Annotated in this window: 17 protein-coding genes; 3 read left to right on the top strand and 14 right to left on the bottom strand. The window is 64.3% G+C overall.

Going from position 1 to position 12,773, the window contains the following annotated elements; genetic code table 11:
• On the bottom strand, window positions 1-256 hold a 256-nt coding region (locus CEY11_RS25860), incomplete at its 3' end, for a hypothetical protein (protein WP_233155040.1).
• Between CEY11_RS25860 and CEY11_RS23220 the strand changes: the two genes are divergently transcribed.
• A complete protein-coding gene (locus CEY11_RS23220) occupies window positions 255-1,133 on the top strand; it encodes a DMT family transporter (protein ID WP_088605897.1) in 879 nt (292 codons plus the stop codon). The two genes, CEY11_RS25860 and CEY11_RS23220, sit on opposite strands and share 2 nt — an antisense overlap.
• Here the strand turns inward: CEY11_RS23220 and CEY11_RS23225 are convergent.
• The 5 genes from CEY11_RS23225 to petA form a co-directional block, all read right to left on the bottom strand.
• The gene (locus CEY11_RS23225; RefSeq protein ID WP_088605814.1) at window positions 1,126-1,566 is read right to left on the bottom strand and encodes a ClpXP protease specificity-enhancing factor; all 441 of its coding nucleotides are present in this window, start codon (window positions 1,564-1,566) and stop codon (window positions 1,126-1,128) included. The two genes, CEY11_RS23220 and CEY11_RS23225, sit on opposite strands and share 8 nt — an antisense overlap.
• An 8-nt stretch (window positions 1,567-1,574) precedes the next feature.
• Entirely contained in the window at window positions 1,575-2,183 is a 609-nt protein-coding gene (locus tag CEY11_RS23230) for a glutathione S-transferase N-terminal domain-containing protein (RefSeq protein ID WP_088605815.1), read from the bottom strand.
• Window positions 2,184-2,331: 148 nt separating this feature from the next.
• Window positions 2,332-3,180, bottom strand: a complete 849-nt coding sequence (locus CEY11_RS23235) for a cytochrome c1 (protein ID WP_088605816.1) — start codon at window positions 3,178-3,180, stop codon at window positions 2,332-2,334.
• 24 nt (window positions 3,181-3,204) lie between these two features.
• Complete coding sequence (locus CEY11_RS23240) at window positions 3,205-4,593, bottom strand: cytochrome b (protein WP_088605817.1); 1,389 nt, start codon at window positions 4,591-4,593, stop codon at window positions 3,205-3,207.
• A gap of 63 nt (window positions 4,594-4,656) precedes the next feature.
• A complete protein-coding gene (gene petA, locus CEY11_RS23245) occupies window positions 4,657-5,301 on the bottom strand; it encodes a ubiquinol-cytochrome c reductase iron-sulfur subunit (RefSeq protein WP_088605818.1) in 645 nt (214 codons plus the stop codon).
• Between the two features lie 123 nt (window positions 5,302-5,424).
• On the opposite strand from petA, the gene mscL reads away from it, so the two are divergent.
• Window positions 5,425-5,883 carry a large conductance mechanosensitive channel protein MscL gene (gene mscL / locus CEY11_RS23250; RefSeq protein ID WP_088605819.1) on the top strand — a complete coding sequence of 153 codons (459 nt, stop codon included), beginning with the start codon at window positions 5,425-5,427 and terminating at the stop codon, window positions 5,881-5,883.
• Window positions 5,884-6,086: 203 nt separating this feature from the next.
• Here mscL and CEY11_RS23255 read toward each other — a convergent pair whose 3' ends face one another.
• Complete coding sequence (locus CEY11_RS23255) at window positions 6,087-6,863, bottom strand: Nif3-like dinuclear metal center hexameric protein (protein ID WP_088605820.1); 777 nt, start codon at window positions 6,861-6,863, stop codon at window positions 6,087-6,089.
• Window positions 6,864-6,879: 16 nt separating this feature from the next.
• On the opposite strand from CEY11_RS23255, the gene CEY11_RS23260 reads away from it, so the two are divergent.
• Window positions 6,880-8,046, top strand: a complete 1,167-nt coding sequence (locus CEY11_RS23260; RefSeq protein ID WP_088605821.1) for a S1C family serine protease — start codon at window positions 6,880-6,882, stop codon at window positions 8,044-8,046.
• A gap of 275 nt (window positions 8,047-8,321) precedes the next feature.
• Here the strand turns inward: CEY11_RS23260 and tatC are convergent, their stop codons facing one another.
• The 7 genes from tatC to hisA all read right to left on the bottom strand — a co-directional run bounded on the left by tatC (window position 8,322) and on the right by hisA (window position 12,739).
• On the bottom strand, window positions 8,322-9,146 hold the full coding sequence (gene tatC / locus CEY11_RS23265) for a twin-arginine translocase subunit TatC (RefSeq protein ID WP_088605822.1): 825 nt from the start codon (window positions 9,144-9,146) through the stop codon (window positions 8,322-8,324).
• Complete coding sequence (tatB, locus tag CEY11_RS23270) at window positions 9,143-9,718, bottom strand: Sec-independent protein translocase protein TatB (RefSeq protein ID WP_088605823.1); 576 nt, start codon at window positions 9,716-9,718, stop codon at window positions 9,143-9,145. Before tatB ends, tatC begins: the two co-directional genes overlap by 4 nt.
• Before the next feature lie 43 nt (window positions 9,719-9,761).
• A complete protein-coding gene (gene tatA, locus CEY11_RS23275; RefSeq protein WP_088605824.1) occupies window positions 9,762-9,992 on the bottom strand; it encodes a Sec-independent protein translocase subunit TatA in 231 nt (76 codons plus the stop codon).
• 380 nt (window positions 9,993-10,372) lie between these two features.
• Window positions 10,373-10,729, bottom strand: a complete 357-nt coding sequence (locus tag CEY11_RS23280; RefSeq protein WP_088605825.1) for a phosphoribosyl-ATP diphosphatase — start codon at window positions 10,727-10,729, stop codon at window positions 10,373-10,375.
• Complete coding sequence (gene hisI, locus CEY11_RS23285) at window positions 10,726-11,142, bottom strand: phosphoribosyl-AMP cyclohydrolase (protein WP_088605826.1); 417 nt, start codon at window positions 11,140-11,142, stop codon at window positions 10,726-10,728. Before hisI ends, CEY11_RS23280 begins: the two co-directional genes overlap by 4 nt.
• Entirely contained in the window at window positions 11,139-11,942 is an 804-nt protein-coding gene (gene hisF, locus CEY11_RS23290) for an imidazole glycerol phosphate synthase subunit HisF (RefSeq protein WP_233155041.1), read from the bottom strand. Before hisF ends, hisI begins: the two co-directional genes overlap by 4 nt.
• A 53-nt stretch (window positions 11,943-11,995) precedes the next feature.
• Window positions 11,996-12,739: a 1-(5-phosphoribosyl)-5-[(5-phosphoribosylamino)methylideneamino]imidazole-4-carboxamide isomerase gene (hisA, locus tag CEY11_RS23295; protein WP_088605828.1), complete on the bottom strand. Its 744-nt coding sequence runs from the start codon at window positions 12,737-12,739 to the stop codon at window positions 11,996-11,998.
• Window positions 12,740-12,773 lie beyond the last annotated feature (34 nt).

The raw sequence follows: 12,773 nt of genomic DNA on the forward strand, positions 1-12,773 counted from the left end.
CTTGATCTCCACTGCTTGCTCCTGAGTCAACATTGTCGGTGGCCAAAAAGCCACCATCATTGCCCAGGTGGGTCAGATTTACTCCGACGGGGTGGGTCAGTATTACATCGACGCTAACAGATTGAGAGCTGCATGGCTTCGGGGCGGCCTGCGTACCGATGCATGAACGGCCGCCCCAGAAAGATCCAAGTGTTTGCACAGGTCTTCCACGGGCCAGCTTTGGATCGGCGTTGGCACTTATACTGCCTGCCATCATGAACCTGTTCCTGTACTTGCTCACCGTACTGATCTGGGGATCGACCTGGATAGCCATCAAGCTGCAGCTGGGCGTGGTGGCGATACCTGTATCGGTGTTCTATCGCTTCGCGCTGGCCTCGGTGCTGATGCTGGCCGGGCTGGCCTTGCTGGGCCGGCTGCAGCGGCTGGATCGCCGTGGCCATTTGTTGTGCCTGGGCCAGGGGCTGTGCCTGTTCTGCCTGAATTTCCTGTGCTTCTACAGCGCTACGCAATGGATACCCAGCGGGCTGGTGTCGGTGGTGTTTTCCGCTGCCACGATATGGAATGCGCTCAATGCCCGCCTGTATTTCGGCACGCGCATCGCGCCGCGGGTCATGCTGGGCGGCGTTCTGGGGCTGGGCGGGTTGGTGCTGTTGTTCTGGCCGCAGCTGGCGGGGCATCATGCCGGCCGCGAGACGCTGCTGGGGCTGGGCCTGGCGCTGCTGGGCACATTTTGTTTCTCGACGGGGAATATGCTGTCCGCCGCACAGCAGCGCGCTGGCATCGGGCCATTGACGGGCAATGCCTACAGCATGTTCTACGGCGCCGCGCTGCTGCTGGCGGGCTGCCTGGCCAGCGGCCAGCACTTCGGCTTCGATGCCGCCCCGGCCTATGTGGGGGCCTTGCTGTACCTGGCGCTGTTCGGCTCGATCGTGGGCTTCACGAGCTACCTGACGCTGGTGGGCCGCATGGGCCCGGAAAGGGCCGCCTATTGCACGGTGCTGTTCCCGGTGGTGGCGCTGAGCATTTCCACCGTGGCCGAAGGCTATCGCTGGGCGCCGCAGTCGTTTGCCGGCCTGGCGCTGGTGATGCTGGGCAATGTGCTGGTGTTTGCGCGCAGGAGGCGCGCTATTTGACGATGGTCAGGCGCGGCCGCTTCGGGTCGTCGTCGGGGCCTTCGTCGGGCTTGCCGTCGGTGGGGGCGGGCGTTTGGGGCTTGGCGCTTTCGCCGGGCTCGTCGGCGTTGCGCGGTTGCGAGGGCTCGACCTCGAAGCCCATGCCGGCGCCGGTTTCACGGGCATAGATGGCGGACACGGCCGAGACGGGGACGAAGATGTGTTCGGTCACCCCGCTGAAGCGGGCCTGGAATTCGATGAATTCATTGCCCAGGGTCAGGCGGTTGGTGGCCAGCGAGCCGATGTTCAGCGTGATCTGGCCATCGTGGATGTGCGCGCGCGGCACGACGGTATTGGCATCCACCGTGACGACGATGTGCGGCGTGTAGCCGTTGTCGGTGCACCATTCATGCAGCGCGCGGATCAGATAGGGCTTGGTCGAGGTCTCGGACATGGGGCGTTTTAGCGGCGCATCACCTTTTCGGAAGGCGTGAGCGCCTCGATGTAGGCCGGGCGCGAAAAGATGCGCTCGGCGTATTTCTGGATGGGAGCGGCGTTCTTGGGCAGCTCGATGCCGTAGTGATCCAGGCGCCACAGCAGCGGCGCCACGGCCACGTCCAGCATGGAGAATTCTTCGCCCAGCATGTACTTGTTCTTGAGCAGCATGGGGGCGAGCTGCGCCAGGCGGTCGCGGATGCTGTGGCGCGCGTCGTCCAGCGCCTTGCTGTCGGTTTCGGCGCGGTTTTCCAGCACCGAAACATGCACGAACAGCTCTTTCTCGAAGTTGTACAGGAACAGCCGGGTGCGGGCGCGCATGACGGGGTCGGCCGGCATGAGCTGCGGATGCGGGAAGCGCTCGTCGATGTACTCGTTGATGATGCTGGATTCATACAGCACCAGGTCGCGCTCGACCAGGATGGGCACCTGGCCGTAGGGGTTCATGACCGCGATATCTTCGGGCTTGTTGTAGAGGTCGATGTCCCGGATCTCGAAATCCATGCCTTTTTCGAACAGCACGAAGCGGCAGCGTTGGGAGAAGGGGCAGGTCGTACCTGAATAGAGCACCATCATATCGTGGGTTCCGTTGCAAAAAGGTAACAAAGGCACGCGAATGTAGGCGGCCTACAAAAGGGAAATAGGCGTATGTATAGCCTTATACGCCTATTTTCTTGACCGGCAGCTTAAGGGATCGGCCCGGGCTGCCGGGGCACTGCAGCAGCTACTTGACGTTCTTCCAGTAGGCCGAGTTCAAGCGCCAGGCCACCAGCAGGAACAGGGCCAGGAACAGCATTACCCAGACGCCCAGGCGCTTGCGGAACTGCTGGGCCGGCTCGGCCATCCAGCCGAGGAAGTTGCTGAGGTCGGCCACGTCATTGTCGAAAGCGGCGGTCTGCGCGGGGTTGGCCGCGGTGTAGATGTCCTTGCTGACTTCCGGGCCGTGGTAGTTCTGCAGAGCCTCGGTCTTGACCGTGGAGTAGCCCTGCGGATCGTACGTGGTGACGGTCTGCTCCCATTGTTCTTCGCCGTTCTTGCCTTCTTTGGGGGCGATGGAAGTGCGGGTCAGCGTGCGCTGGCCCTGCAGCTGCCACAGCACATTGGGCATGGCGACGTTGGGGAACACCAGGTTGTCCCAGCCGGTGTGCTTGCTGGTGTCGCGGTAGAAGGTGCGCAGGTAGGTGTAGATGTAGTCGACGCCGGAGGCACCGAAGTTTTCCGACTTGGCACGCGCCATGACCGACAGGTCGGGGGGCGCCGTGCCGAACCACTTCTTGCCGTCCGCGGGCGTCATGGCCACGTGCATCAGGTCGCCGACCTTGGTGCCGGTGAACAGCAGGTTCTTCTTGATTTCGTCGTCGGTCAGCCCGAGGTCGGCCAGCCGGTTGTAGCGCATGGCGTTGGCGCTGTGGCAGCTGAGACAGTAGTTGACGAACAGCTTGGCGCCATGTTGCAGGGCCGGCAGGTCGTTGATGCGATTGGGCGCGGTATCGAGCGTATATCCGCCTTCAGCCGAACATACGGACGTGAAGGCCAGGGATATGGCGATGGCGCCTAGCAGCTTTTTGATCATGATCGTTCCGTACAGTATATGGGCCTAGTGGGCGTGAAACACGACGCGTTCGGGAACCGGCTTGAACGTGCCGAGGCGGCTCCAGACGGGCATCAGCAGGAAGAAGCCCAGGTAGATCACGGTTCCGATCTGGCTGATGATGTTGTACGTCGGGTTGGGCGGCTTGGTGCCGATGAAGCCCAGTACCAGGAATGTCACGATGAAAAGCGCATACAGGAATTTATGCCAAGTGGGGCGATAGCGTATGGACTTGACCGGCGAGCGGTCGAGCCACGGCAGGAAGAACAGGATGACCACCGAGCCGCCCATGTCGACCACGCCCCAGAACTTGGCGTCGAGCGTCTTCATGAGGATGGCGATGATGATCAGGATGACCGGCACCAGGATGCGCCAGAAGCCGCGCAGGCCGCCCTTGAGGAACAGCGCGATGGCGGCGATGATGGCGCCCGCCGACAGCACCCAGGTGAAGTCGCTGGTGGTGGCGCGCAGCATGGAGTAGAACGGCGTGAAGTACCAGACCGGGGCGATGTGCGGCGGGGTCTTGAGCGAGTCGGCCGGGATGAAGTTGTTGCTTTCCAGGAAGTAGCCGCCCATTTCGGGGCCGAAGAAGATAATGGCCGCGAACACCAGCAGGAAGCCGGCCACGCCCATGATGTCGTGCACGGTGTAGTAGGGGTGGAACGGGATGCCGTCCAGCGGGTGGCCGTTGCGGTCTTTGGGGCCTTGCTTGATTTCGACGCCGTCGGGGTTGTTGGAGCCGACTTCGTGCAGCGCCACGATGTGCGCGACGACCAGGCCCAGCAGCACCAGCGGGATGGCGATGACGTGGAAGGCGAAGAAGCGGTTCAGGGTGGCGTCGGACACGACGTAGTCGCCGCGGATCCAGATCGACAGTTCAGGCCCGATGTAGGGGATAGCCGAGAACAGGTTGACGATGACCTGGGCGCCCCAGTACGACATCTGGCCCCAGGGCAGCAGGTAGCCGAAGAAGGCTTCGCCCATCAGGCACAGGAAGATGGCCACGCCGAAGACCCACACCAGCTCGCGCGGCTTGCGGTACGAGCCGTAGAACAGCCCGCGCAGCATGTGCAGGTAGACCACCACGAAGAACATCGAGGCGCCGGTGGAGTGCATGTAGCGGATCAGCCAGCCCCACGGCACTTCGCGCATGATGTACTCGACCGACAGGAAGGCCAGCTTCGCGTCGGGCTTGTAGTTCATGACCAGGAAGATGCCGGTCACGATCTGGATCACCAGCACCAGGAGTGCCAGTGAGCCGAAGAAGTACCAGAAATTGAAATTCTTGGGTGCGTAGTATTCGGACAGGTGCGCCTTGTAGGTGGACGTCAGGGGGAAGCGCCTGTCTATCCAGCCCAAAAGCCCTGTGGTCTCGACGGTTTTTTCGCCAGCCATGAAACGGCTCCTTGATTATCTTGGATTCAATGCCTAGTGAGGTGCGGCTTCGCGGGGAAGCGCTCAGGCCTTTTTGATTTCATCGACGCCGATGGTCAGCTTGGTGCCATCGGCCGAGAATGCATAAGGCGGAACCTCGAGGTTGTCGGGCGCGGGAACGTTCTTGAATACCCGGCCGGACAGGTCGTAGGTGGAACCGTGGCAGGGACACAGGAAACCGCCTTCCCAGGAGGAAGGCAGGCCTGGCTGCGCGCCCACTTCGAAGTGCGGGGTCGGGACGCAGCCCAGATGGGTACAGATGGCGACGACAACCAGGTATTCAGGCTTGCGAGAGCGGTATTCGTTTTTGGCGAAGGGGGGAGTGAAGCCAGGGCGGTCGGAATGGGGGTCGGCGAGGAGGGGGTCGTTTTTCGGCAGGTCTTTGATTTGCTCGGGGGTGCGGTGCATGACCCAGACCGGCTTGCCGCGCCATGCGACGGTGCGCATTTCGCCCGGAGCAAGGCTGGTGAGGTCGACTTCCACCGGCGCCCCGGCCGCCTTCGCCCTTTCGGAAGGCGCAAAGGACGTGACGAAAGGCACCGCAGTGGCAACGCCCGCGACGCCGCCCACCGCACAGGCGGAGGCGACCCAGAAACGGCGCGAAGGGTCGGGCGGCAGATTGGGATCAACCGCGCCCGCATCATCGAGCTGTGTCTTATCCTGACTCATCTTGTATCCTTATTGATGCCCTCCAAGGGCATTTCCATTCACTGTTTTTTGCAATGTATAAGCCTAGCAACCGCGTATTATAGCGTCAGCCCGATGTGGGCGAAATCGAAAGAGGGTGAAACAATGAGCAAAGCCACGGGTTTTCTTGCTGAATTCCGCCAGTTCGCCGTGAAAGGGAACATGATCGATCTGGCCGTCGGTGTGATCATCGGCGCGGCCTTCGGGAAGATCATCGATTCGCTGGTAAAGGACGTGATCATGCCCATCATCAGCTTCATTTTGGGCGGGAAGGTAGACTTTACCAACTTGTTCTGGGTGCTTACGCAGCCGGCGAACTACAGCGGCCCGCATACGTATGCCGATCTGACCAAGGCGGGGGCGGTGGTGCTGGCCTGGGGCAATTTCCTCACCATCCTGATCAATTTCATCCTGCTGGCCTTCGTGGTGTTCTGCCTGGTCAAGGCGGCGAATTCCGCGCGCGAAAAGCTGGTCAAGGAAGAAGCCGCCGCGCCCGCCGCTCCGCCGGCCGACGTGGTGCTGCTGCAGGAAATCCGCGATCTGCTCAAGAAGCAGCAGGGCTGACGCCGGGCGCGGCTCGCCGCGCCGCTGCGCCGCAATCGGCCCGATCGCTTGATTGCTGCCGGGGTGGCGGTGGGTGGGCGGCCGTGTTGCCGTAGCGGCTGCGCGTACATCAACGCGGCCCGTATGTATTGACACGTGGTAGCGGGTGCCGTGCGCCGGCGCGCGGGCCAGCGGGCGGCGCTCTTGCCCGCTTTGCCTACCCGTCAAATGGGGTTGTCCAGATCCACGAATTCCACTTCGATGCCGAATTCACGCGCCACGGCGTGGCCCAGCGCCTGTATGCCGTAGCGTTCGGTAGCGTGGTGGCCGGCGGCGATGAAGCCGGTGCCGGTTTCGCGCGCCCAATGGTAGGTCTGTTCCGAGGCCTCGCCGGTGATGTAGGCCTGGGCGCCCGCCGCGGTGGCGGCCTCGATCATGCCTTGCGCGGCGCCGGTGCACCAGGCGATGCGCTGCAGCTTCTGTTGTGGATTCCCAACAATCAAGGGCTCGCGGTGTAAGGTATTGCAAACGTGCGTGGCAAGATCCTGCAGGGTGGCCGAGGATCCGGGGCCGCCCAGCCAGACCAGGCCCTCGGGGCCGCAGGTCTGGGGTTGGCCGGTTTCGTCCAGCAGCGGCTCGAAACCCAGTACGCGCGCCAGTTGCGCGTTGTTGCCCAGTGTGGGGTGGGCGTCCAGCGGCAGATGGTAGGCGTACAGATTTAGCCCGTGGCTCAGCGCCAGGGCGAGGCGGGCGCGTTTGGGGCCGCGGATGCAGGGGTCTTCGTTCTTCCAGAACCAGCCGTGATGCACCAGCACGGCGTCGGCCTTTTTTGCCACGGCCGCCTCGATCAGCGCGTAAGAGGCGGTGACTCCGGTGATAATGTGCGTGATTGTGTCGCTGCCTTCGACCTGCAGGCCATTGGGACAGTAGTCCCGGAAGCGCTGGGGCTGCAGGGTGGCGTCAAGCCAGCGGGCCAGTTCCTGCGTGGAAACCTGATTCATTTTCGTCTGTTGCCTTATGCGTCGATTGTGGTTGCTATTTGCCCAGACAGTAACGGTCTGCCTCGGTATTTTATTCATCGTGGCAACCTTGCGCCCCGACTGGCTGCATGTGTCGCGCAAGCCCGCCGCGGAGCCGACGCCCGCTCCGGCCGCGCCGCGCTCCGCCGAGGGGGCTGCCGCCCCGCTGCCGTATGTGTCGTACGCGCCGGCGGTGGCGCTGGCGACGCCTTCGGTGGTGAATGTGTACACCAGCAAGCAGGTGCGCGTGCCGGTGGTGCCGCTGCCCAATGACCCGCAGCTGAATCGGCTGTTCCGCGAGCTGCCGGGTTTCAGCCGGCGCAAGCGCACGACGAATCTGGGTTCGGGCGTGATCGTGCGCGCCGATGGCTATATTCTGACGAATTATCACGTGATCGAGTCGGCCGAGGCCATCGAGGTGGCCTTGAGCGATGGCCGGCAGACTAAGGCGAAGCTGGTGGGCGCGGATCCGGACAGCGACCTGGCGGTGCTGAAGGTGGATCTGCCGAATCTGACGCCGATTACGTTCAATGGCGATCACCACGTCAAGGTGGGTGACGTGGTACTGGCGATAGGCAATCCGTTCGGCGTGGGGCAGACTACGACGATGGGGATAGTGTCGGCGCTGGGGCGCAATCGCCTGGGCATCAATATCTACGAGAATTTCATCCAGACGGACGCGGCGATCAATCCGGGCAATTCGGGCGGCGCGCTGATCGACACGCAAGGGCATCTGGTCGGGATCAATACGGCGATTTATTCCGAGAATGGGGGGTCGCTGGGTATTGGTTTTGCGATTCCGTCGCAGGCGGCGCACAAGATCATGGAGCAGATTATTGCGACCGGGTCGGTGACGCGCGGCTGGCTGGGCATCGAGCCGCAGGACATCACGCCGGATCTGGCCCGGGCGTTCGGCCTGAGCGGCGACGACGGGGTGATTGTGGCGACGGTGCTGCGCAATGGGCCGGCCGGGCGGGCGGGGATCCGGGTGGGGGATATTCTTCTGAAGATCAATGGCCAGACGGTGTATGACACGATAGGCTTCCTGAACCAGATCGCGCCGATGCCGCCGGGGCACAAGATTACGCTGACGATACGGCGCGGGGGGAAGACGTCGGAGGTCGAGGTGAAGGTGGGGATACGGCCGCGGATTACCCGGCCTTGAGTTTTTAACCCGCGCCGTGGGCGGCTGGGGCTCGGCCGGCTCGCTCGCCCGGCCCCGGCTGCGCCGGGGCTGCCCTTGACCTCCGGGTATTTTGGGGGCGGTCGGCAAACTCGCGTCGCGCATAGCCCCCCGGGCTATGCGCAGGCTTGACGCTCAAACAGTGCCTCCCTTGCATCCCCCAAAATGCCCTACGGTGGCGGCGGGCTCGGACGAGCCGGCCGAGCCCCAGCCGCCCACGACGCTGGACGGCGGCGTGTGTGGTGGGGTTGTGGGCGCTATTCGGCGCGGTATTCGTCGACTTCCGTGGACTCTTCGTCTGCGGCTTTTTCGGCTTCGCGCTTGGCGTCCTGCTTCTTGATGAGGCTGGCGGCGAAGACGCCGATTTCGAACAGCAGGCACAGGGGGAAGGCCAGCATGAACTGGCTGAGCGCGTCGGGCGGGGTGACGACCGCGGCGGTGATGAAGGCGCCGACGATGACGTAGCCGCGCACGGAGCGCAGTTTTTCGACGGTGACGATGCCGGTCTTGACCAGCAGGATCACGGCGATGGGCACTTCGAAGGTAACGCCGAAGGCCACGAACATGGTCATGACGAAATTCAGGTAGGCCTCGATGTCTGGGGCCGGCGTGATGGAGTGGGGCGCGAAGTGGGCGATGAAATGGAAGACGGTGCGGAACACCACGAAGTAGCAGAACGCCATGCCCAGCAGGAACAGGAAGGTGCTGGAGATGATCAGCGGCAGCGCCAGGCGCTTTTCGTGCTTGTACAGACCGGGGGCGACGAAGGCCCAGGCCTGGTACAGGACGATGGGCAGGGCCAGCAGGAATGCGGCCAGCAGGGTGACTTTGATGGGCACCATGAAGGGCGTGATCACGCCGGTGGCGATCATGCGCGTGCCTTGCGGCAGGGTGGCCAGCATGGGCGCGGCCAGTATGTCGTAGATTTTCGAGGCGCCGGGGTAGATGAACAGTACGACGAAGATCACCAGCACCGCCGCGACCGCGCGTATCAGGCGCGTGCGCAGTTCAATCAGGTGGGAGATGAAGGAATCTTCTTCGAGGGGGGCGTCTTCCTGTTGCGTGTTGGCGTCCTGCTTCACGTTGGCGTCCCGCTGGGTGTCGATGCTGGAGGTTTGAGGGGGGCGGCGGGCGGTTCGGCCTCGGCCAGTGCGCTTGCCTCGGCGAAGCCGGGCAGGGATTTTTGTGTATCCGGCACGGTGGCTTCGGCGCTGGCCGGCGCTTCGATGGCGGCCGCGGCGGTTTCGGCGCTTGCCGCCGCCTTGCCGGTGGTGGCGGCGGCTTCTTCTATGCTGGTGGCGGCCTGGGCAAGGGCGACCTTGGCCTCGGCGTCTTTCAAGGGTGCCTGCAGCTCGGCTTGCACCGAGTGGGCCGCGTCGGCCAGGGAGTCTTTGGCCTGTTGCAGTTCCTGGGCGGTTTCATCGAGCGAGGCCTGGACGGTGCGCGCGGCGTCTTCCATCTGGCCTTTGAGGTTGCGCAGTTCGTCGAGATCCATTTCGCGCTGGATGTCGCTTTTGACGTCGTTGACGTAGCGTTGCGCGCGCCCGACCAGGTGGCCGATGGTGCGGGCCACGGTGGGCAGGCGCTGCGGGCCGATGACGACGAGCGCCACGATGCCGATCAGCATGAGTTCGCTAAAACTGACGTCGAACATGTCTAGGGCCGGTTACAAAGAAATGGAATGGCGTGGGGCGGCGTCAGGCGTCGGTTTTTTCCTTGGCCTGGACGTCGATCGTCTCGCCGTTGGTGACGCGCTGCGTGACGGCCGGCTTGGCATCGGCTTCTTCGTTGGCGTCTTTCATGCCCTTCTTGAACCCTTTGACGGCGCTGCCGAGGTCTTCGCCGACGTTGCGCAGCTTCTTGGTGCCGAATACCAGCGCGACGATGACCAGGACGATCAACCAGTGCCAAATGCTGAAACTACCCATAATGGTGCTCTCCGGTTAGGCGGCGGGTGCCGCCCTTTTATCCCGGGGGCGATGGCCCCCGATGGTGTGAAAATGCATATGCGCGGCTTCTTTTCCTTCGCATGCCCCCGCAGCGGGAGCCCGCCGCAAGCCGGCTTGATGACCCGGCCCGCGGCCGTGTATGGGGGCAAGACGGGGCGCTAGGGGCACCATTCTACCCAAGATGGGCGTGCCGGCGCCTCGCCGGCCCTGTATTGAAACAATATGGCGTTTCGCAGCAAGTAGCAAGTGCGTCGGGAGGGCGGGGGTGATGCCTGGGCGGAGATGGGCATCGTAGGCGGTGGCGGCCTTGTGGGCCGCGGCCTGGCCCCGGGCAGCCTTGCGCAACGGGAACGGGCCGCTCATGGCGCGCCTCCGCTGCCGCGGGCGGCTTTTTCGGCCAGGCCGGACACGCCCTCGCGGCGCGCCAGTTCGCGCAGCACGTCTTCGGGGCGCAGCTTGTAATGGGTGAGGGCCACCAGGGTGTGGAACCACAGGTCGGCGGCTTCGCTGACGATGCGCTCGGGGACGCCGTCTTTGGCGGCCATGACCAGTTCGGTGGCCTCTTCGCCGATTTTCTTCAGGAAAGCGTCGGGCCCGCGCGCCAGCAGGCCGGCCGAGTACGACGAGCGCGGGTCGCCGCCGCGCTCGGGCAGGCGCGATTCGAGGGTGTCGGCAAGACGCGCCAGGATGTCGGCGTATTCGGCGGTGGGGCTCATTTGTAGATCAGTTCGGGGTCTTTCAGGACGGGGTCGACGGTAGTCCAGGTGGGCGCGTCGGGGGCGCCGTCGAGGCGGCGGAAGAAGCAGCTCGCCCTGCCGGTATGACAGGCGATGCCGCCCTGTTGTTCCACTTTCAGCAAAATGACGTCGCCGTCGCAGTCGAGGCGGATTTCGTTGACGATTTGTACGTTGCCGGATTCTTCGCCCTTGCGCCACAGGCGCCCGCGCGAGCGCGACCAGTACACGGCGCGGCCGCTGGCCGCGGTTTCGGCCAGCGATTCGGCGTTCATCCAGGCGACCATCAGCATGGCGCCGCTGGCGGCGTCCTGGGCGATGGCGGGCAGCAGCCCGTCGGGGCCGAATTTCACGTCGGCGAGCCAGCCGGTGACGGGTTGGGTATCGGGTTTCATGAGGGCAATCGTACCTTAATACCTTGGCGGGCCATGAATTCCTTGGCTTCGCGCACGGTGTGCTGGCCGTAGTGGAAGATGCTGGCGGCCAGCACGGCGCTGGCGCGGCCCAGGGTCACGCCGTCGGCCAGGTCTTGCAGGCCGCCCACGCCGCCCGAGGCGATGACCGGCACCGGTACGGCGTCGGAGACGGCCCGGGTAAGCTCCAGGTCGAAGCCCGAGCGCGTGCCGTCGCGATCCATGCTGGTCAGCAGGATTTCGCCGGCGCCGTATTCGGCCATCTGGCGGGCCCACTGCACGGCGTCCAGGCCGGTGGCCTTGCGTCCGCCGTGGGTGTAGACCTCCCAGCGCGGGCCGGTATCGGCGGCGCCGCGGCGCGCGTCGATGGCCACTACGATGCACTGCGAGCCGTGGTAGGCAGCCGCGTCGCGCACCAGTTCGGGGTTGGCCACGGCGGCGCTGTTGATGGAGATCTTGTCGGCGCCGGCGTTCAGCAGGCGCTGGATGTCGCCGACCTGGCGCACGCCGCCGCCCACGGTCAGCGGGATGAACACCTGCGAGGCCACGGCCTCGATGATGGGCAGGATCAGGTCGCGGCCGTCGCTGGTGGCGGTAATGTCCAGGAAGGTGAGTTCGTCGGCGCCCTGCTCGTCGTAGCGGCGGGCGATCTCGATTGGGTCGCCGGCGTCCATCAGGTCGACGAAGTTCACGCCCTTGACGACCCGCCCGGCGGTGACGTCCAGGCAGGGGATGATGCGCCGCGTGAGGCCGTCGGCGGATGTATCCGGTTTGCTGTTCACTGGCTTATGTTCCTGTGGCCGCGCGGCATCCGCCTCTTGCAGCGAGGTAGCGGTCATTCGGCGCCGAGCTCGTCGGCCAGGTTCTGCGCGGCCTGGAAATCGAGCGTGCCTTCGTACAGGCTGCGTCCCAGGATGGCGCCTTCGACGCCGTCTTCTTCGACTGCGCACAAGGCCTCGATGTCTTTCAGGTCGGTGACGCCGCCCGAGGCGATGATGGGGATCTTGACGTTGCGGGCGAGCCGAACCGTGGCGTCGATGTTGACGCCCGAGAGCATGCCGTCGCGGCCGATATCGGTGTAGATGATGGCTTCGCAGCCGTAGTCTTCGAACTTGCGCGCCAGGTCGAGCACGTCGTGGCGCGTGAGCTTGCTCCAGCCGTCGGTGGCCACCTTGCCGTCGCGTGCGTCGAGGCCGACGATGATATTGCCCGGGAAGGCGCTGCAGGCGTCGCGCAGGAAGCCCGGGTCTTTCACGGCGGCGGTGCCGATGATGACGTAGGAGATGCCGCTGTCGAGATAGCGTTCGATGGTGTCGAGGTCGCGGATGCCGCCGCCTATCTGCACCGATACCTCGTCGCCGACGGCGTCGATGATGGCTTTGATGGCGGATTCGTTGCGCGGCTTGCCGGCCACGGCGCCGTTCAGGTCGACCAGATGCAGGCGCCGCGCGCCCTGGTCGAGCCACTGCTGCGCCATGGCGGCGGGTTCGTCGGAAAATACCGTGGCATTGTCGAGATCGCCCTGGCGCAGGCGTACGCAGCGTCCGTCTTTCAGGTCAATGGCGGGGATGAGAAGCATGATCGGTAATAGCTGAAGGGCTGAGCGGGTGGTT

The sequence above is a fragment of the Candidimonas nitroreducens genome, assembly GCF_002209565.1.
Taxonomy (GTDB): Bacteria; Pseudomonadota; Gammaproteobacteria; order Burkholderiales; family Burkholderiaceae_B; genus Candidimonas; species Candidimonas nitroreducens.